Annotated in this window: 18 protein-coding genes; 8 read left to right on the top strand and 10 right to left on the bottom strand. The window is 63.3% G+C overall.

Annotation, left to right across the window (positions count from 1 at the left end):
• Positions 1-63: 63 nt before the first annotated feature.
• Positions 64-222, top strand: coding sequence for a hypothetical protein (locus tag LDZ23_RS17005; protein WP_160172890.1), 159 nt, complete (start codon positions 64-66; stop codon positions 220-222).
• A 250-nt stretch (positions 223-472) separates the two neighbouring features.
• The gene (locus LDZ23_RS17000) at positions 473-2,488 is read left to right on the top strand and encodes an ATP-binding response regulator (RefSeq protein WP_241484858.1); all 2,016 of its coding nucleotides are present in this window, start codon (positions 473-475) and stop codon (positions 2,486-2,488) included.
• Positions 2,489-3,142: 654 nt separating this feature from the next.
• Here LDZ23_RS17000 and LDZ23_RS16995 read toward each other — a convergent pair.
• Together LDZ23_RS16995 and LDZ23_RS16990 are read right to left on the bottom strand one after the other, a co-directional pair.
• Complete coding sequence (locus LDZ23_RS16995) at positions 3,143-3,817, bottom strand: alpha/beta hydrolase (RefSeq protein WP_008353612.1); 675 nt, start codon at positions 3,815-3,817, stop codon at positions 3,143-3,145.
• Between the two features lie 16 nt (positions 3,818-3,833).
• Positions 3,834-4,223 (bottom strand): MAPEG family protein, encoded by a 390-nt coding sequence (locus LDZ23_RS16990; protein ID WP_008353613.1) that lies wholly within the window; start codon positions 4,221-4,223, stop codon positions 3,834-3,836.
• 104 nt (positions 4,224-4,327) lie between these two features.
• Between LDZ23_RS16990 and LDZ23_RS16985 the strand changes: the two genes are divergently transcribed.
• A complete protein-coding gene (locus LDZ23_RS16985) occupies positions 4,328-4,723 on the top strand; it encodes a PPC domain-containing DNA-binding protein (protein ID WP_008353614.1) in 396 nt (131 codons plus the stop codon).
• Here the strand turns inward: LDZ23_RS16985 and LDZ23_RS16980 are convergent.
• From LDZ23_RS16980 to LDZ23_RS16970, 3 genes are all read right to left on the bottom strand, one after another.
• Positions 4,707-5,558: a metallophosphoesterase family protein gene (locus LDZ23_RS16980; protein ID WP_008353615.1), complete on the bottom strand. Its 852-nt coding sequence runs from the start codon at positions 5,556-5,558 to the stop codon at positions 4,707-4,709. The two genes, LDZ23_RS16985 and LDZ23_RS16980, sit on opposite strands and share 17 nt — an antisense overlap.
• On the bottom strand, positions 5,555-6,553 hold the full coding sequence (locus tag LDZ23_RS16975; protein ID WP_033537147.1) for a diacylglycerol/lipid kinase family protein: 999 nt from the start codon (positions 6,551-6,553) through the stop codon (positions 5,555-5,557). The genes LDZ23_RS16980 and LDZ23_RS16975 overlap by 4 nt, the downstream gene beginning before the upstream one ends.
• A gap of 116 nt (positions 6,554-6,669) precedes the next feature.
• A complete protein-coding gene (locus tag LDZ23_RS16970) occupies positions 6,670-7,110 on the bottom strand; it encodes a CBS domain-containing protein (RefSeq protein ID WP_008353617.1) in 441 nt (146 codons plus the stop codon).
• Between the two features lie 286 nt (positions 7,111-7,396).
• Here LDZ23_RS16970 and LDZ23_RS16965 point away from each other — a divergent pair, with 286 nt between their 5' ends.
• Positions 7,397-8,350 (top strand): chemotaxis protein, encoded by a 954-nt coding sequence (locus LDZ23_RS16965; protein WP_008353618.1) that lies wholly within the window; start codon positions 7,397-7,399, stop codon positions 8,348-8,350.
• A 106-nt stretch (positions 8,351-8,456) separates the two neighbouring features.
• Here LDZ23_RS16965 and LDZ23_RS16960 read toward each other — a convergent pair whose 3' ends face one another.
• The 3 genes from LDZ23_RS16960 to LDZ23_RS16950 all read right to left on the bottom strand — a co-directional run bounded on the left by LDZ23_RS16960 (position 8,457) and on the right by LDZ23_RS16950 (position 9,893).
• Positions 8,457-8,732 (bottom strand): hypothetical protein, encoded by a 276-nt coding sequence (locus LDZ23_RS16960; RefSeq protein ID WP_008353619.1) that lies wholly within the window; start codon positions 8,730-8,732, stop codon positions 8,457-8,459.
• A 322-nt stretch (positions 8,733-9,054) separates the two neighbouring features.
• Positions 9,055-9,486 carry a response regulator gene (locus LDZ23_RS16955; RefSeq protein WP_008353620.1) on the bottom strand — a complete coding sequence of 144 codons (432 nt, stop codon included), beginning with the start codon at positions 9,484-9,486 and terminating at the stop codon, positions 9,055-9,057.
• 62 nt (positions 9,487-9,548) lie between these two features.
• Positions 9,549-9,893, bottom strand: a complete 345-nt coding sequence (locus LDZ23_RS16950; protein WP_033537148.1) for a hypothetical protein — start codon at positions 9,891-9,893, stop codon at positions 9,549-9,551.
• A 259-nt stretch (positions 9,894-10,152) separates the two neighbouring features.
• On the opposite strand from LDZ23_RS16950, the gene LDZ23_RS16945 reads away from it, so the two are divergent.
• The gene (locus LDZ23_RS16945; protein WP_008353624.1) at positions 10,153-11,175 is read left to right on the top strand and encodes a transporter; all 1,023 of its coding nucleotides are present in this window, start codon (positions 10,153-10,155) and stop codon (positions 11,173-11,175) included.
• 12 nt (positions 11,176-11,187) lie between these two features.
• Here the strand turns inward: LDZ23_RS16945 and LDZ23_RS16940 are convergent, their stop codons facing one another.
• Positions 11,188-11,655, bottom strand: coding sequence for a nuclear transport factor 2 family protein (locus LDZ23_RS16940; protein WP_008353625.1), 468 nt, complete (start codon positions 11,653-11,655; stop codon positions 11,188-11,190).
• A gap of 98 nt (positions 11,656-11,753) precedes the next feature.
• On the opposite strand from LDZ23_RS16940, the gene LDZ23_RS16935 reads away from it, so the two are divergent.
• Positions 11,754-12,332, top strand: coding sequence for a TetR/AcrR family transcriptional regulator (locus tag LDZ23_RS16935; protein WP_008353626.1), 579 nt, complete (start codon positions 11,754-11,756; stop codon positions 12,330-12,332).
• Positions 12,333-12,346: 14 nt separating this feature from the next.
• Here LDZ23_RS16935 and pdxR read toward each other — a convergent pair whose 3' ends face one another.
• Positions 12,347-13,840: a MocR-like pyridoxine biosynthesis transcription factor PdxR gene (gene pdxR, locus LDZ23_RS16930; protein WP_034471872.1), complete on the bottom strand. Its 1,494-nt coding sequence runs from the start codon at positions 13,838-13,840 to the stop codon at positions 12,347-12,349.
• A gap of 188 nt (positions 13,841-14,028) precedes the next feature.
• Between pdxR and LDZ23_RS16925 the strand changes: the two genes are divergently transcribed.
• Together LDZ23_RS16925 and LDZ23_RS16920 are read left to right on the top strand one after the other, a co-directional pair.
• Positions 14,029-15,135 carry an ABC transporter ATP-binding protein gene (locus LDZ23_RS16925; RefSeq protein WP_008353628.1) on the top strand — a complete coding sequence of 369 codons (1,107 nt, stop codon included), beginning with the start codon at positions 14,029-14,031 and terminating at the stop codon, positions 15,133-15,135.
• 56 nt (positions 15,136-15,191) lie between these two features.
• On the top strand, positions 15,192-16,226 hold the full coding sequence (locus LDZ23_RS16920; RefSeq protein WP_008353629.1) for an ABC transporter substrate-binding protein: 1,035 nt from the start codon (positions 15,192-15,194) through the stop codon (positions 16,224-16,226).
• Positions 16,227-16,275 lie beyond the last annotated feature (49 nt).

The raw sequence follows: 16,275 nt of genomic DNA, 5'->3' as shown, positions 1-16,275 counted from the left end.
CCGGCTGACCGCATCCTATGGTTATCAATGTGTCGATATGGACACATACTGAAGGAGGTCAACATGCCATCCCCACGCAAGGCTCAAGCGAGCCAACCCGCAGAAACGGAAATGTCGAGCCGCAAGAAAACGGCCGGCAGCAAGGCATCGCCCGCGAAGGCCGCAGGCGCGAAGGAAACGCAGGTCACGAAGCGCACCACCAAGGCCAAACCGAAAAGCTGAACGGTTCTCCTCGAGACCGCCCTCGTCATCGTGCGGGGGGCATTCGTTGTGGCTGTCCTTCGAATCGGCGGGCAAACGATCAAACGCCCGCCGATCGGCTCCCTTCCTCCTTCCTTCCGTCTCGCCGCGTGCCCTCGCAACTCGCCAAAAAAGCGCAATAATTGCCGGAGATAATGGCCGATTGCTAAAAAAAGGCGTATTTGTCTGACCGCGTTGGCCTAAAGTAGATATCCCGATTCCCTGAGCGAGCATGAAGATGGCCGTACCGCAACGCGCCGCCGGCGTGCGCAATCCAGGCATTCTTCTCTCGGCGGCCCGCGAGGCCGGCGCGAGCCTGGTGCGCAATCTCTCGATTCCGGCGCCGTTTTCCGATCCCGTCCTCGAAGCGCAGTTTCTCGAAGACCACAGCCAGCGCTTCTGCGCATTCCGGCGCGCGTCGACGCTGCTCGCGCTTGCCATCTGGACGTGCTTCCTCTGGTGGGACTTCAGCTTCGCGCGGGGCAACCGCGCGCTCGATTCGCGCCTGCCCGACATCCTCGCGCTGCGCTTCGCGGGCATCGCGCTGCTGTTTTTTGTCGGCGTGCTGGTGCTGCGGCCGTCGTTCCGCTCGCACGCCACCGCGCAACGCATCATTCTGACGGGCATTTACGGGCTCTTGTGCCTGATCCTCGCAATGGTCGCGATCACGCCCGCGCCCTATAACTACACGCAGCATTTCATCGGGCTGTGCCTTGCGCTGTTCTTCCAGTTCAGTTTCTTTTATCTGCGCTCTCGCGTCGCGCTGACAGCGGGCATCATCACGCTGGCGTCGATCGTGGTGTTGCAGGTGACGATTCATCTGCTCAACCCCGAGGATTTCTTCGCGGGGCTCTTCTATATGTTCAACGTCGTGGTCGTGGGGCACGGCGTCTGCACGCACGCCGAGCGCGTCTCGCGCGAGCGCTATAGTTCGGAGCGCGCGCTGGCTTCCCTCAACGACGAATTGCGCACCGCGAATGTTTCGCTCGGCCGCAAGAATCGCGAGCTCGAAGTCTCCAAGAAGGATCAGGAGAACAAGACCAACGCGCTGCTCGCGCTGCGCGAACAGCAGATGATCGCCGCGCAGACCGCGAGCCGCGAGAAATCCAACTTTCTCGCCGCGGCGACGCACGATCTGCGTCAGCCGATGCACGCGCTCAATCTGTTCCTGCAGGCGGCGGCCGAGGCCATCCGCAACGGCGAATTCGATCAGGCCGAACGGCTCATCAACGAGTGCGGGCGTTCGTCCGTGATCCTCGCGCGGCTGCTGAACGCGGTGCTCGATCTCTCGCGGCTGGAATCGGGGCGCGTCGTGCCGCGCTATCACGTATTCGACGTGCGACAGATCGTCGAGGAAGCCGCCGAGCAGTTGCGTCCGTTCGCGATGAGCCGCGGCGTCGAATTGCGCCTGCGGCTCCCGAAGGACGATGTCGTCTGCGTGCGCAGCGACGCGCACTGGCTCGGGCGCGCCGTGGCCAATCTGGTGTCCAACGGGATCAAGTATGCAGATCAGAGCAAGACTTCGAAGCCGACCGTGATCGTCGGCGTGGTGCGTTCGCCGACGCGCGCGCGTATCGACGTGCTGGATAACGGCATCGGCATTCCGGCCGATTATTTCGATGCGATTTTTCAGCCGTTCTTTCAGGTCGACAATCCCGAGCAGGATCGCGACAAGGGGCTGGGGCTCGGGCTGTCGATCGTCAATGCGGTGATGTCGATGCTCGATCAGCATCGCATCGAACTGAAGTCCACCGAAGGGCGCGGCTCGCGCTTTTCGCTCGAAATGCCGCTGTGCGGACCGTCGCCCGACACGCCGTCGGCGCGTGCGCCGGCGCGTTCCGAGGCGGCGGAAATGGCGCAGCTCAAGGGGCGTTATGTGTTGCTCGTCGAGGACGATGGGCTCGTGCGGGCGTCGACCGAAGCGCTGCTGTCGCAATGGGGCGTGCTTTATGACTCGGCGGCGAGCTTCGAGGAGTTCGAGACGATTCTCGGCGATATCGAGCGGTTTCCGGATCTCATCATTACCGACTTTCGACTGCGTGATGCCAAGACCGCGCGGGAAGTGGCGATGCTCGGTGCGACGCGGCTTGGGCGGCCTTGTCCTTGTCTCGTCGTTACCGGTGAACCGGCCGCGTGTATCGTGCCGCTCGCGTGTGAGCAGGACGTGCTTTCCAAGCCCGTTAGTCCTGGGGAATTGCGGCGTGGGATGCTTGCCTTGATTGCTGGTTTTTGTGACTCGGGTGCGTGAGTCTTTTTTTCGCCGGATCCCGGTTTCGCGTCGTTCTATTAGCACTGCCCCTGTGCGGGGCGGCACTCACTTTCTTTGCTGCTGCAAAGAAAGTAAGCAAAGAAAGCAGCTACTGATACGCCCGCGGTCACACGCAATTTGGGTAGTCCTCTCGTCCATCGTGGGCTGCCTAAAGAGTGCCCCCAAACACCCCATCGGGCTTGGTTCGCGCACGGTCTGTCACATCGCACCACACAACAAACTGGTTCAGCACCAAATAGCTCCGGCCCGCTTCGCGGCCGACCGGTCAAGCGGGTCCGCGCGTGCTTCTCTACTAACGTCTCCATCTCACTGCAATCGCCGCCCTTTGGTTTCCCTTGCATACCCGGCGGCAGCGCGTAGCGCTGTGCCGAAGCTCTTTCGTGCTGAACCAGCGCGCTCAACGTATTCGGGCGGCGGACCGTGCGCGATCCAAGTCCCGTTATTGTGATGAGGGCACTCTTTAGGCGAGTGCCATCGAGGACGAGAGGACTACCCAAATTGCGTGTGACCGCGGGCCTGAAAAGCTGCTTTCTTTGCTTACTTTCTTTGCAGCAGCAAAGAAAGTGAGTGCCGCCCCGCACAGGGGCAACGCTAATAGACCGACACGAAAACGGGATCCGGCGAAAAAAAACCTCACCCTCGCAACCGCCCCCCCAACCAAGCCCGCAACGCCTCAACCTCCTCCATACAAACCGAATGCGCCATAGGATAGGCATGCCATTCGACCTCACACCCTTGCCCGCGAGCGAATTCGCACGCCTGCTCACCGAGAGCCACATTGAGCACATCATCGAAGCTCCCATGCGCGGCAAAGATGGGAACCGATCGGTTCGCTTCGGAAAGCGATTCATCGATCAGCCCTTCGGAAGGAATGTAGCCCGACAGCACGATCAACCCAGCGAGCTTCTCGGGATGAGTGAGCCCCGCCTGATAGGTCATCGCACCGCCCTGCGAAAATCCCGCGATAAAAATGCGCTCACTGGGAATTCCCCGCGCGTTCTGCGCCTCGATAAGCGCCCGCACGCGCCCGACCGAAGCGACGATGCCCGCCTCGTCCACGCGCCGGTTGATGCCCTCGAACGACAGAATGTCGTACCACGCGCGCATCACATAGCCGTTATTCGCCGTCACGGCGATCTCCGGCGCGTTCGGAAACACGAAGCGGATCGCGGGCGCATCGGCGAGACGCAATTCGGGCACGAGCGGCACGAAGTCGTTGGCATCGGCGCCGAGGCCGTGCATCAGGATCACGGCGAATTCGGGATTCGGCGCGGTTTCGATCTCGATGGTCGAAGCTTGATCGGTCATTGCCCTTCACTCCTCGTCAGATGATGGGAACGAGAATCTGCACGATGCCCACGACCGACACCAGCCACACCAGCGAGCGCACGAACGGCACGCCGGCAGCGTAGAGCGGCACGTAGACCAGACGCGCGACGAAATACGCGAGCGCGCCATAGTGCGTGAGCGTGTTCTCGCGCCCCGTGACGTGCACGATCAGCACCGCAATGGCGAAAATCGGCAGCGTCTCGAACAGATTCGACTGCGCCCGCATCAGCCGTCCGGAAAGCTTGCTGGGCGGCGGCGTGGCGGCATCGCGCGGGCCGGCCTGGTATCTGATGCCGACTTCGCGGTTGCGCACGACCGCAGGGAGCAACACTTGCACCAGCGCGAGCACGAGCGTCCAGGCAAGCATCGTCAGTTCGAAACTCATGGCGTCTCCACAGTAAGAAATAGCCACGGCGGACCGCGCCCATGATGCCACCGCGATCCGCCAGCGTGTAGTCTTGAACGTGATCCCCTACGAGTCCTTCATCCATGCATGCGATGACCCTTCGTCTGTCGCCCGGCGACGATCTGCGCGCCGCGCTCGATCATGCCTTCCGCGCGCACGCGCTCTCCGCCGCGTTCGTCCTTCAGGGCATCGGCAGCCTGAACGTCGCGCGTCTGCGCTACGCGGGCCGCGACGAAGCCGTTGAATTGCGCGGCGATCTCGAAATCGTCACGCTCGCCGGCACGCTGTCAGCGCAAGGCCCGCACCTGCACATGAGCATCGCCGATGCCGATGGCCGCGTCTCCGGCGGCCACGTCACGCCGGGCTGCATCGTGCGGACGACGGCGGAGATCATCGTCGCGCATCTGCCCGGCGAACGTTACACGCGTGAGCACGATGCCGCGACGGGCTTCGCCGAACTCGTCATCCGGGCGACGTGACAGCATCCGTCGGTTGCGCGACGCCGAGCGCGAGATCGTGGCGCGCGATCATCTCGAATGCTTCGGTCGTCTCCGAATAGTCCCAGCGTTCGACCGTCGCGCGACGCCCGTCGCCATTGCCAACGCTTGCGTCGTGGCGGATCACGTTCACCGAATTGTCGATCGTGCCGCGCGTGCGCGACGACAGCGCCGTGCCCGCCTGCACCGCCCACATGCGGCGCGTGAGTCCCGCGAAGGTATCGTGCAGCGGCAACACGTAGGGCAGATGAATATGCCCGCCGAGAATCAGGTCCGCGCCCGCACGCGCCCAGCGCGGCACCGCGCGCTCGCGTCCGTGCAGCAGATTCTTTTCGTCCTGAGTGCGCGTGACGGCCACCGGCTGATGCGTGACCACGACGCGCAACTGCGCCGCGCTCGCCGCCTCCAGCCGCGCGGCGACGCGCCTCACCTGCTGCATCGACACTTCGCCGTCCTTGTGACGATACGCCCGCGTCGTGTTCACGCCGAGCACGAGCAACCCCGCCGAATCGAACGCCGGTTCGAGATCGGCGCCGAACGCGCGCTGATGATTCGCGTACGGATAACACAGCCGCGCGAGCGGATCGAAAAGCGGAATGTCGTGATTGCCGGGGATGACGAGCGTCGGCGTCGCGCCGAGCGCATCGACGAACGCGCGCGCCGACGCGAACTGCCGCTTGCGCGCGCGCTGGGTGATATCGCCGGACAGCACGACGAGATCGGGAGCGAGCGCATCGGCGAGCCGCAGGAGCGCTGCGACCACCGGCGGCCGCTCGGTGCCGAAATGCGTATCGGAAATCTGCAACAGCAAGGTCATGAGCGATTGGCTTCGGCCACTGTCGGCTCAGGCTTGAGCAGGAAAAGCGGTTTGTCGGACACGCGAAATTCCAGCGGCATCTGCAGTTTCGCGACCTCGCCATCCGTCGCGATCTTGACGAGTCTGCGCTTCTTCGACGGATGCGTCACCGTGATGCGCTCGAACGTGAAGCTCACGACGTGATCGGAATCCGACAGACGCCCCGCCGCGCCGTGCAGCGACAGCCACAGATGCATGAGCCGTCCGACCGGCCGCGGCGCAATCGCGACGAGCAAGCCCTGTTCCAGCGCGCGCGCTTCGTCCGGCATGCCGATCTGCTCCATCTGCAGGCGGTTGTTGCCGACGAAGAGCGTCGACGAGCGAATTTCGGTCGTGCTGCCATCGTGATCGATATGCAAACGCAAATGGCGATGCGGCTTGAGCATCGTGGAAAGCGCCGACCAGAGCGCGACGAGCCGGCTGCGCCCGAATTGCCGCTTGTAGATTTCGCGATCTTCGAGCAAGCGCGGATAAAGCCCGAGGCTCGCGTTGACGAGAAACATGCGCGCGTTCACGAAGCCGACCTGCACCGGATAGGCGCGCGCGTCGAGCAGAAGTTTCGTCGATTGCTCGAGATCGGCGGGAATGCCGTGGTCGCGGCTGAAGTAGTTGAACGTGCCGCGCGGCAGCACGGCGAACGGGCAGCCGGCGTCGTGCGCCGCGTGCGCGACCGTGCAAAGCGTGCCGTCGCCGCCCGCGCCGACGAGCACGCCGCCCGCTTGGCACGCCGCCGCCGCGGTTTCGCGCGCGACGTCCGCGAGACCGCGCGGATCGTCGACGACGCGCAATTCGAAACGTCGCCCGGCCGCGCCGAGTTCGCTTTCGAGCAGGCTGCGGGTCGCGTCGGACTGACGGCGTCCCGAGCCCGCGTTCATCACGATGAAGAACGGCGCGTCGGCGGCGAGCGTTTTTGCGGTGTCGGCGGATGGAGATGCGGATGCGGCAGTCGGTGTCATCGGCGGCGCTCCCTCGATGCTCCGCGCGCGCGGATCGCGCACGACGAGCGTGGCTCCGCGCTCATAGGCGAAGCCTGCCGATTATAACGAAATGCTTACAGCCGGATCGCCGGCAATCAAGTGTGCTCGCCGCGAATGTAGTACTCGAGCTGCTGGATGGTGTACTGCTGCTCGGCCATGATGTTCTTCACCAGATCGCCGATGGAGATCATGCCGATGAGCCTGCCGTTGTCGATCACCGGCAAGTGACGCATGCGCTTGTCGGTCATGAGCGCCATGCAGTCGTCGGTGGTCTGGTCGGGGCGCACGTAGCGCACGTGCGACGTCATGATGTCGCGCACCGGCGTGTGCTTCGAGACGCGGTCCATCAGGACGACTTTGCGCGCATAGTCGCGCTCGGTCATGATGCCCACGATCTCGTCGCCTTCGGTGACGATCACCGCACCGATGTGCTTGTCGGCCATCAGCTTGATTGCATCGAAGACCGACGCCGTGGCTGGAACGGTAAAGACCGTCTGGTCGGGTTTCGAATTCAGAACCTGTGCGACTGTTGCCATCGAGCGCCTCCGTTATGAGCGGGGAACGTTGTTGCGCCTGGGCGACGGGTTATCTTGCGCCTGTATGCAGCGTAAAGCCTCGCGCGCGATGCCTTCATCGGCATTAACCCGACCATTCGAAAAAAGTATAGATCACCGGTGCCGCGCGAGACGTGCGCCGCGCGTTTCATCTCGCGCGTCGTCACGCATGCCTTCAGTTTCGCCGATTAATGCCGCTAATCAGGCATCTGGTGGAAAGTGAAGCCACCGGCAAACACACGAAGGCATCGCTTAGAGGGAGAACGAGGTGAGCAGTTCACAACAGGATATCGAGCAGCGCGTGCGGCTCGCGGGCAGCAACATGTTCGAATTGCTTCTGTTCAGGCTCGGCGAGTCGCCGGGCTCGGAGCAACGGGAGCTGTACGGCATCAACGTGTTCAAGGTGCGCGAGATTCTCGCGATGCCGACGATCACCGCCGTCGCCGGTTCGAGCGAGGAGATTCTCGGCGTCGCGGATATCCGCGGCCAGATCATTCCCGTGATCGATCTCGCGCGCATCACCGGCTGCCGGCCGAAAAACGGTCCGAAAATTCTGCTCGTCACCGAATTCGCGCGCACGACGCAAGGCTTCGCGGTCGAGGAAGTCGACGATATCGTGCGGCTCGAGTGGAATCAGGTGCTGTCGGCGGAATCGCACTCGGGCGGCAAGACCGTGACGAGTTTCGCGCGGCTCGATGGCAACGTCGACGGCTCGCGGCTCGCGCAGGTGCTCGACGTCGAGCGCATCGTGCGTGATGTGCTGCCGTCGCAGGAAACGGATATCACCGAGGCCAACACCGGTCGGCTGCAGCTCAAGCCGGGCGCGCGCGTGCTTGCGGCAGACGATTCGGGCGTCGCGCGGGCGCTCATCGAGCAAAGTCTCACGGCGATGGGCGTGCCCTTCGTGATGACCAAAACCGGCCAGGAAGCGTGGGACGTACTGGAAGCGGCGCTCAGAAAGGCGGAGAAGGACGGCACCGAGGTCGCGGATCACATCGCGCTCGTGCTCACCGATCTGGAAATGCCCGAAATGGACGGTTTCACCCTCACGCGCCGCATCAAGGCGGAGACGGGGCTGATGCACATTCCGGTGGTGATTCACTCGTCGCTGTCGGGATCGGCGAACGAGCAGCACGTGCGCAAGGTCGGTGCGAACGCGTATGTGTCGAAGTTCGAGGCGTCGGAGCTCGCGAACGTGATGCGCGGCGCGCTCGCGGCCTGAAACGCGTTCGGCGCGCGCAACGCAGACCTTTTGAGCCTGCGCGGCGCGCGCCGAATCAGTCTTTCAGCCTGTCGGCCCGGCGGATGAGCCGGGCTGGCCGAACCGGTTATTGACCGAAGAAGACGGACTGAGCCTTGTTGGCCGATTGCGTGCGGGTGCCCGACTGAGCCAGCGCGTCGCGCGAGCCGCCGAAAGCGGTCGTGCTCGTGCCGTTCGCGTTTTCTTCGGCGGCGATCGCTTGTGCGCTCGGACCTTGTTGCGACGTCGGCGCGCCGACAGCCGGACGGTAGAACGGAGCCGGACCGTAGCCGCTTGCAAAAGCGGGAGCGGCGAGCGTGGCGGTAGCGGCGATCAGAAGGGTAGCGAGAAGATTGCGTTTCATGGTGTGAGCTCCAAAGACGGTTGACGTTCAATCAGAAAGCGCCGCAGCGGTCTTGCGAGAAACTGTCTGCTACGTCGATGGAATGCAGTGTATACCCCTACTATCGCTTTTTTATCTCCATAAATTTCAATTCAGTTTTCGGTATGGACCAACAATAGTTGGCCGCACGATCGTTCAAAATCGTCCTAAACGTCCGCCTGGCGGGCGATTGCGCGTGTTGACAAGCGGCGCGCTCGGCTGCTTCGTTTAGCGGGGAACGAACAATTATCTAGCGCACGGGCGTGCGAATTTGCCGCTAGCGCGAACGACATCCCGCGTTATCTCAGTGAACGAGCCGTCCGATCAGGCGGAGCAGTTCCGTGGGCGGGTTGCCCTTCTGGCAATAACCGTCGAATCCGGAATGCATGCCCTCCGCCCGCACGATGTCCTCACCGAGCGCCGTGAACGCGATGATCACCGCGTCGCGCGTGCGGGCGATACGGCGAAGCACGCGCGCGGTTGCGAAACCGTCGTGTTCCGGCATCGTGATATCGAGAATGACGATGTGCGGCACCCAGTTGTCGATCGTATGGAGTGCATCGACGCCGGACAACGCAAAACGCGTGTCGAAGCCCTCCGCTTCGAGCGCGGCGCAAAGCGCTTCGGCGCTATGGGCGTTGTCGTCGACGATGAGGATGCGCCACGAATCGCGGTCGACATCGACGCTGCGATTCGTCCAAAGCGCGCAATGAGGAGAATGCAAGTACAGGGGCATGGGCGTTCGACGGAAACATACGACTGCCCAACAGCATGTTTCGCGCCCGCCCGCCGCCAAGCTCAGGCGTCGCCGCTCTTCCGGCTTTTGCGACGCTTTCCCGACGCGCTTTCGCTCTCGCGCAGCCGCGCATTCGCCTCGACGAGCGATGCCGCGTCGCGCTGGCGCAACGCGACATCCAGTTCTCCGAGCGCCCCGAACAGCGCGGACTGCTCCGTCTCGTCGAGCGGCGCGCCGCCGGGTTCGGATACGCGCCGCGCTTCCTTGTCGAGCCGCTTGAGGAGCTTCGCGCCGAAGCGCGTATCGATCGCGCCTTCGCGCGCCAGTCCCGCAATCACCGACGCCAGGCGAACCAGCCCGTTCGCGGTGGTTTGCGTCGCCCCGTCCATGTCGTCATGGTCTTCCACTGCCTTCTCCCCAGTTTCGCGCGCGGCGCCTCGCGTGCGCCCGTCTTGCGTGGCGCGATGATACGCCGACAAAATGACAGTCATATTTGCACGGCGCACCGCGTTCGTGGCCATCGTTTCGCTCGCTTTCACGCGATACGATCGCGATCCGGGGCGCGACCGATGGCACACTAGCGCGTGGCGACGCGCATGCCAGAAGCGTCGGGGCCGCGTCATCCGCCGACACGCCGACATACTCAGAATGTAACCGAACGCCCGCATGAATCCCGCTACCCTGCAAAGACCGCCTTACGGCTCCGACTTTTCCGGCCTCGTCTGCGGTTTCCGATTTCATGCCGATCTGCCCGGCGTGCCGATCGATGCCGAAGCCGCAAGCGAATGGCTCGCCCGCGACGACACGCCCAAGGAATTCGTCTGGCTGCACTTCGATCTCGCGAACAGTTCGTGCGAACGGTGGATGCGCGGCCGCCTCGGCCTGCCCGACGCGTTCTTCGACACGCTCAACGAAGGCTCGCATTCGACGCGCATCGAGCATCAGGAAGGCGCGCTCCTCGCCGTCATCAACGATGTGATGTTCAACTTCGAGCTGACGCCCTCGGAGATCGCGACGCTGTGGGTCTACACGCATCAGAAGCTGATCGTGACGGCGCGGCTCAAGCCCTTGCGATCGGTCGATTCGCTGCGCGAGTCGGTTAGACGCGGCGAAATCTTCCGTTCGCCCGCCGAGTTGCTCGCGCATCTGTTGCGCGATCAGGCGGATCTGCTCGTGCATATCGTGCGGCGCACGAGCGTCGAGGTCGACGGCATCGAAGACCGTTTCCTGTCGATGCGCGGCGCCGCGACCCGCACCGATCTCGGCGGACTGCGGCGCGTGCTCGTCCGGCTGCAGCGCCTGCTCGCGCCCGAACCCGGCTCCGTGTTCCGGCTGCTCGCGCGGCCGCCGCGCTGGCTGCATTCGCAGGACATTCAGGACCTTCGCGACGCGACCGAAGAGTTCTCGCTCGTGCTCAACGATCTCGCCGGGCTCGTCGAGCGCATCAAGCTCCTGCAGGAAGAAGTCGCGACGCGCATGGACGAACAAAGCAACCGCACGCTCTTCACGCTGACGCTCGTGACCGTGCTCGCGCTGCCGATCAATATCGTCGCGGGTTTCTTCGGCATGAACGTCGGCGGCATTCCGCTCGCGGAAAATCACCACGGCTTCTGGCTGCTCGTGGCGATCGTCGCGACCTTCACCGCGCTCGCCGGATGGTGGGCGTTCCGGCGACGACGCGATATGTAGCCGGCCCCGAAGTCAGAAGCCCAGGTCGCTCAGGCCCGGATGATCGTCGGGCCGGCGACCGAGCGGCCAATGATATTTGCGGTCCGCTTCCTTGATCGGCAGATCGTTGATCGAGGCGTGACGGTGCGTCATCAATCCCGCTTCGTTGAATTCCCAGTTTTCATTGCCGTAGCTGCGATACCAGTTGTTCGCGTCGTCGTGCCATTCGTACGCGAAACGCACCGCGATGCGATTGCCCGTGTACGCCCACAATTCCTTGATAAGCCGATAGTCGAGTTCGCGCGCCCATTTGCGACGCAGAAACGCGACGACTTCCTCACGCCCGTTCGCGAATTCGGCGCGATTGCGCCAGCGCGTGTCCACGCTATACGCGAGCGATACGCGCTCCGGATCGCGCGTGTTCCAGCCGTCTTCGGCGAGACGGACTTTCAGCTTGGCGGATGCTTCATCGAACGGCGGAAACGGCGGCTTGGATTCCATGGCGAGTCCTCTTTGCTCTAAGCGATGAGATGAGTAGACAGGTCTGTCTACCCGACGCACTCTAGCGCAGGTAGACGAACCTGTCTACAATCGATTGCATGAATACTTCCGCAATCTCCAGCGATTTCTCCGAGCTCGCGCCGGACGCGCGCATCCTGTACACCGCGCACGATCTCTTCTATCGCGATGGCATTCGCGCAACGGGCATCGATCGCGTGATCGCCGAATCGGGCGTCGCGAAAAAGACGTTCTATCGCTATTTCCCGAGCAAGGACGATCTGATCGTCGCGTTCCTCACGTTTCGTCACGATAACTGGATGGCATGGTTCCGCGACGCGCTCGCGCGCCACGGCGGAACGCTCAACGCGCTCGTGCCCGCGCTCGCCGAATGGTTCGGCAGCGAGAATTATCGTGGCTGCGCGTTCATCAATTCGGTCGTCGAAGTCGGCGCGACGCTGCCGCAGGCCATCGATATTTCACGTCGCCACAAGCGTGACATGACCGCGGCGATCCGCGCGCTGATGCCGGCTTCGCGCACCGCCAAAGCCGATGCACAAGCGCTCGCGCTCGCCGTGGATGGCGCGATCGTCGCCGCGCAATTCGCCGATTCGCCCGCCGATGCATTGAAGGCGCTCGCACGCGTCGTCCGCGCGGTCCGGCGCGGCGCAGCCGAGTAGCGCGATGAACGGCTTCATGCCTGCGCGACCTGCATGGGCGCCATTGCGTGCTCGATCACATCGGCGAGCTTCGCGAAATTCGGCGCGATGTCATGATTCGGCACGCACGCGTAGCCAAGCATCAAACCGCGCAACGCCTCGTCGCGGTTCATGAAGTAATTGACCAGTGGGCGCGTGACGACGCCGGCCGCCAGCGCATCGGCGGCGACCGCGCGATCGTCGACGAACTGCGGCAGTTCGAGCACGAAATGCAGTCCGGCTTCGTCGCCGCGCACGGCGAGCGTATCGCCGAAACGCGCGCGGATCGCGTTGATCAGCAATTCGCGACGCTCGCCGTACAGTCCGCGCATGCGCCGCACATGCGACGTCAGGTGCCCGTCGAGAATGAACTCGGTCAGCACCGCCTGCTGCATCAGTTGCCCTTCGCGATACAGTTCCGCCACGCCGATGCGAAACGTTTCGACAAGCTCCTCCGGCACGACCATGTAACCCATGCGCAAGCCGGGATAAAGCATCTTGCCGAGACTGCCGACATAGATCACCTGCCCCGCGTCGTCGAGTCCCTGCAACGACGAAAGCGGCCGGCTGCCGTAGCGGAACTCGCTGTCGTAATCGTCCTCGATGATCCACACCTTGTGCTGGCGCGCGAACTCGAGCAGCGCGCGACGCCGCGCGAGACTCATCACCATGCCGAGCGGATATTGATGCGACGGCGTCACGAGCGCGATGCGCGGCGGCTCGGTCATGTCGCGCGCGGCCGGATTGAGCCCTTCCTCGTCGACGGGAATCGGCACGAGCGTCAGCCCCGACGATTGCAGCACGCTGCGCGCGCCCCAGTAGCACGGCTCCTCGACCCACGCGCGATCGCCGAAGTCGGTGAGCAGGCGCACGGCGAGATCGATCGACTGATGAATGCCGGTCGTGATGATGATCTGGTCTGGCTGACACTTCACGGAGCGCGCGACGCGCAAATAATCCGACAACGCACGCCGCAGCGGACGATAGCCGCCGCCCGGCGCATACGTCAGCAGATCGGGGTTCGCGCGCTTCCATAGACGCGCCTGCAAGCGGCTCCATGTGCGTGCCGGAAACTCGGCGACGTCCGGCACGCCGGGCATGAACGCGCCCCACTGTTTCGGCGACACGCCCGCCTGCGCGATCAGGCGCTCGCCGCGCCGCGAGATCGTGCACGACGCCTTCGTTTCCTCGGCTTTCGCTTTCTTCGCGACGCCATCGCGCGGCGCGGTGTCGGCGACATACGTGCCGCTGCCGGTCGTCGAATTCACATAGCCTTCGGCCGTGAGCTGATCGTAGACATGCAGGACGGTATTGCGCGCGATGCCGAGATCGATCGCGAGCGTGCGCGAACTCGGCAACTTCGTGCCCGGCGCGAGCTGGCTCGTGAGAATGGCCTGCTGCATCAGTTCGAGCACTTGCCGGTACATCGGCTCGGCGGCCGTGCGATCGAGCCGCGCGCTCAGCCAGTCGGCCAGGATGATCGTATCCACGGTATCTCCCATCGCATGAAAACCACTATTCCGGTCACCCTCAAGTGGTTCTATTTTGAATATTGAAATGGCTCCACATTGTAGAACCGTGGCGGGCTATAGTTATCGCAGGTAGTGGAAATAATTTCCGCACGTCGGCAGCCGTCCGGCAGTCAGCAACAGGGTTTTTCCGAAGGAGACACGGACAGATGAAATCCGATCAGGTGATCGTCAGTTTTCGCGGCGTTCGAAAGACGTACGACGGCGAAACGCTCGTCGTCAAATCGCTCGATCTCGACATCTATCAGGGCGAATTTCTCACGCTGCTCGGGCCATCCGGCTCGGGCAAGACGACCTGTCTCATGATGCTCGCCGGCTTCGAGTTCCCGACCGGCGGCGAGATCTGGCTCGACGGCAAGTTGCTCAACAAAGTGCCGCCGCACAAGCGCGACATCGGCATGGTGTTTCAGAACTACGCGCTCTTTCCGCATCTTTCGGTGCAGCAGAACGTCGAATATCCGCTGACCGTTCGGAAGATGTCCGCCGAAGAGCGCGCGCATCGCGTGAACAACGCGCTCAAGATGGTTCGCATGGAGAGCTTCGCGAAGCGTTATCCGGCGCAGCTTTCCGGCGGGCAGCAGCAGCGTATCGCGCTCGCCCGCGCGCTCGTGTTCGAACCCAAGCTCGTGCTGATGGACGAACCCCTCGGCGCGCTCGACAAGCAGTTGCGCGAGCACATGCAGATCGAACTCAAGGCGCTGCACGAGAAGCTCGGCGTCACGTTCGTCTACGTCACGCACGATCAGGGCGAAGCGCTCACCATGTCCGACCGCGTCGCCGTATTCGACAAGGGCATCGTGCAGCAGCTCGACACCGTCGATCATCTGTATGAAGCGCCGTGCAACGAGTTCGTCGCGAACTTCATCGGCGACAGTAACCGGCTGCGCGGGACCATCGAACAGATTCAGGGCGAATTCTGCGAGATCCGTTTAGCCGACGGCACGCGCGTGTCCGGGCTCAATGTCGCGAACGCGAAGCCCGGCGCGGAAGCGATTGCGTGCATCCGGCCCGAACGCATGAAGCTCACGGATCTCACGCAAGGCAACGGCCATGCGAACGGCAACATCAACGCGCTGTCCGGCGAAGCGAAAAGCCTCATCTATTTCGGCGACCACGTTCGCATGCGCTGCGGCGTGCGCGAACAGGACGAATGCTTCGTCAAGGTGCCGCTCGGCACGCCCGCGCTCGACGGCTTCACGCCCGGCGCGCCCGTCGCGCTCGAATTCGCGCCCGAGCATCTGCGCGTGTTCGCCTGAACTTCCCAACCGTAGGTCCACTGACAAAACCAAGTCGAAGAAGAGAGGAAACCATCATGAAGAAGTTCGCTTTGTGTTCCATGGCGGCGGCGCTCGCATGCGCGTCGGCGATGTCGGGCGCGGCGGAAATCACCGTCGTCAACTTCGGCGGCGCGAACGGCGACGCGCAGAAAGTCGCGTTCAACCAGCCCTTCGAGCAGTCGTCGAAGAACAAGGTCACGGCCGTCGAATACAACGGCGAGCAGGCCAAGGTCAAGGCGATGGTCGAAGCGAAGCACGTCAACTGGGACGTCGTCGAAGTGGAATCCGGCGATCTCGGCCGCGGCTGCGACGAAGGTCTCTATGAAAAGCTCGACTGGTCGAAGATCGCGAAGAAATCCGATCTCGTGCCCGAATCGCCGCAAACCTGCGGCGTCGGCTTCTTCGTGTGGTCCACCGCGCTCGCCTACAACGGCGACAAGCTGAAGACCGCTCCGGCCGGCTGGGCGGACTTCTGGGACACGAAGAAATTCCCCGGCAAGCGTGGCATGCGCAAGGGCGCGCGCTACAACCTCGAATTCGCGCTGATGGCCGACGGCGTCGCGCCGAAGGACGTCTACAAGGTGCTCGGTACCAAGGCGGGCGCGGATCGCGCATTCAAGAAGCTCGACGAACTCAAGCCGTCGATTCAGTGGTGGGAAGCGGGCGCGCAGCCGCCGCAATTCCTCGTCGCGGGCGATGTCGTGATGTCCACCGCGTACAACGGCCGTATCGACGCTGCGCGCAAGGAAGGCAAGAACCTGAAGGTCGTCTGGAACGGCAGCATCTACGACCTCGACTACTGGGCGATTCCGAAGGGCTCGCCGAACAAGGACGTCGCGCAGCAGTTCATCGCGTATTCGGTGTCGCAGAAGCCGCAGGAAACCTATGCGAAGAACATCGCGTACGGCCCGGTGAACAAGGCCGCGATCGCCGCGCTCGACGCGAAGACCAAGGCCGACATGCCGAACTCGCCTGAGAACGCGAAGAACGCCGTGCTGCAGGACATGGCGTTCTGGACCGATCACGGGGACGAGCTCGAGCAGCGCTTTACCGCGTGGGCGTCGAAGTAAGCACTGGCTGGCGCGACGGTCGCGCGTCGCCAGGAGGCGCGACCGTCAA

Origin of the sequence: Caballeronia zhejiangensis (assembly GCF_022879815.1) — a bacterium.
Classification (GTDB): Bacteria; Pseudomonadota; Gammaproteobacteria; order Burkholderiales; family Burkholderiaceae; genus Caballeronia; species Caballeronia zhejiangensis.
This window is presented reverse-complemented; position numbering and strand designations above follow the sequence as displayed.

Excerpts from the sequence above, each read along its gene's own strand:
- LDZ23_RS17005 (WP_160172890.1), top strand. The coding sequence starts at position 64 with ATGCCATCCCCACGCAAGGCTCAAGCGAGCCAACCCGCAGAAACGGAA.
- LDZ23_RS17000 (WP_241484858.1), top strand. The coding sequence starts at position 473 with ATGAAGATGGCCGTACCGCAACGCGCCGCCGGCGTGCGCAATCCAGGC.
- LDZ23_RS16995 (WP_008353612.1), bottom strand. The coding sequence starts at position 3,817 with ATGACCGATCAAGCTTCGACCATCGAGATCGAAACCGCGCCGAATCCC.
- LDZ23_RS16990 (WP_008353613.1), bottom strand. The coding sequence starts at position 4,223 with ATGAGTTTCGAACTGACGATGCTTGCCTGGACGCTCGTGCTCGCGCTG.
- LDZ23_RS16985 (WP_008353614.1), top strand. The coding sequence starts at position 4,328 with ATGCATGCGATGACCCTTCGTCTGTCGCCCGGCGACGATCTGCGCGCC.
- LDZ23_RS16980 (WP_008353615.1), bottom strand. The coding sequence starts at position 5,558 with ATGACCTTGCTGTTGCAGATTTCCGATACGCATTTCGGCACCGAGCGG.
- LDZ23_RS16975 (WP_033537147.1), bottom strand. The coding sequence starts at position 6,553 with ATGACACCGACTGCCGCATCCGCATCTCCATCCGCCGACACCGCAAAA.
- LDZ23_RS16970 (WP_008353617.1), bottom strand. The coding sequence starts at position 7,110 with ATGGCAACAGTCGCACAGGTTCTGAATTCGAAACCCGACCAGACGGTC.
- LDZ23_RS16960 (WP_008353619.1), bottom strand. The coding sequence starts at position 8,732 with ATGAAACGCAATCTTCTCGCTACCCTTCTGATCGCCGCTACCGCCACG.
- LDZ23_RS16955 (WP_008353620.1), bottom strand. The coding sequence starts at position 9,486 with ATGCCCCTGTACTTGCATTCTCCTCATTGCGCGCTTTGGACGAATCGC.
- LDZ23_RS16945 (WP_008353624.1), top strand. The coding sequence starts at position 10,153 with ATGAATCCCGCTACCCTGCAAAGACCGCCTTACGGCTCCGACTTTTCC.
- LDZ23_RS16940 (WP_008353625.1), bottom strand. The coding sequence starts at position 11,655 with ATGGAATCCAAGCCGCCGTTTCCGCCGTTCGATGAAGCATCCGCCAAG.
- LDZ23_RS16935 (WP_008353626.1), top strand. The coding sequence starts at position 11,754 with ATGAATACTTCCGCAATCTCCAGCGATTTCTCCGAGCTCGCGCCGGAC.
- LDZ23_RS16925 (WP_008353628.1), top strand. The coding sequence starts at position 14,029 with ATGAAATCCGATCAGGTGATCGTCAGTTTTCGCGGCGTTCGAAAGACG.
- LDZ23_RS16920 (WP_008353629.1), top strand. The coding sequence starts at position 15,192 with ATGAAGAAGTTCGCTTTGTGTTCCATGGCGGCGGCGCTCGCATGCGCG.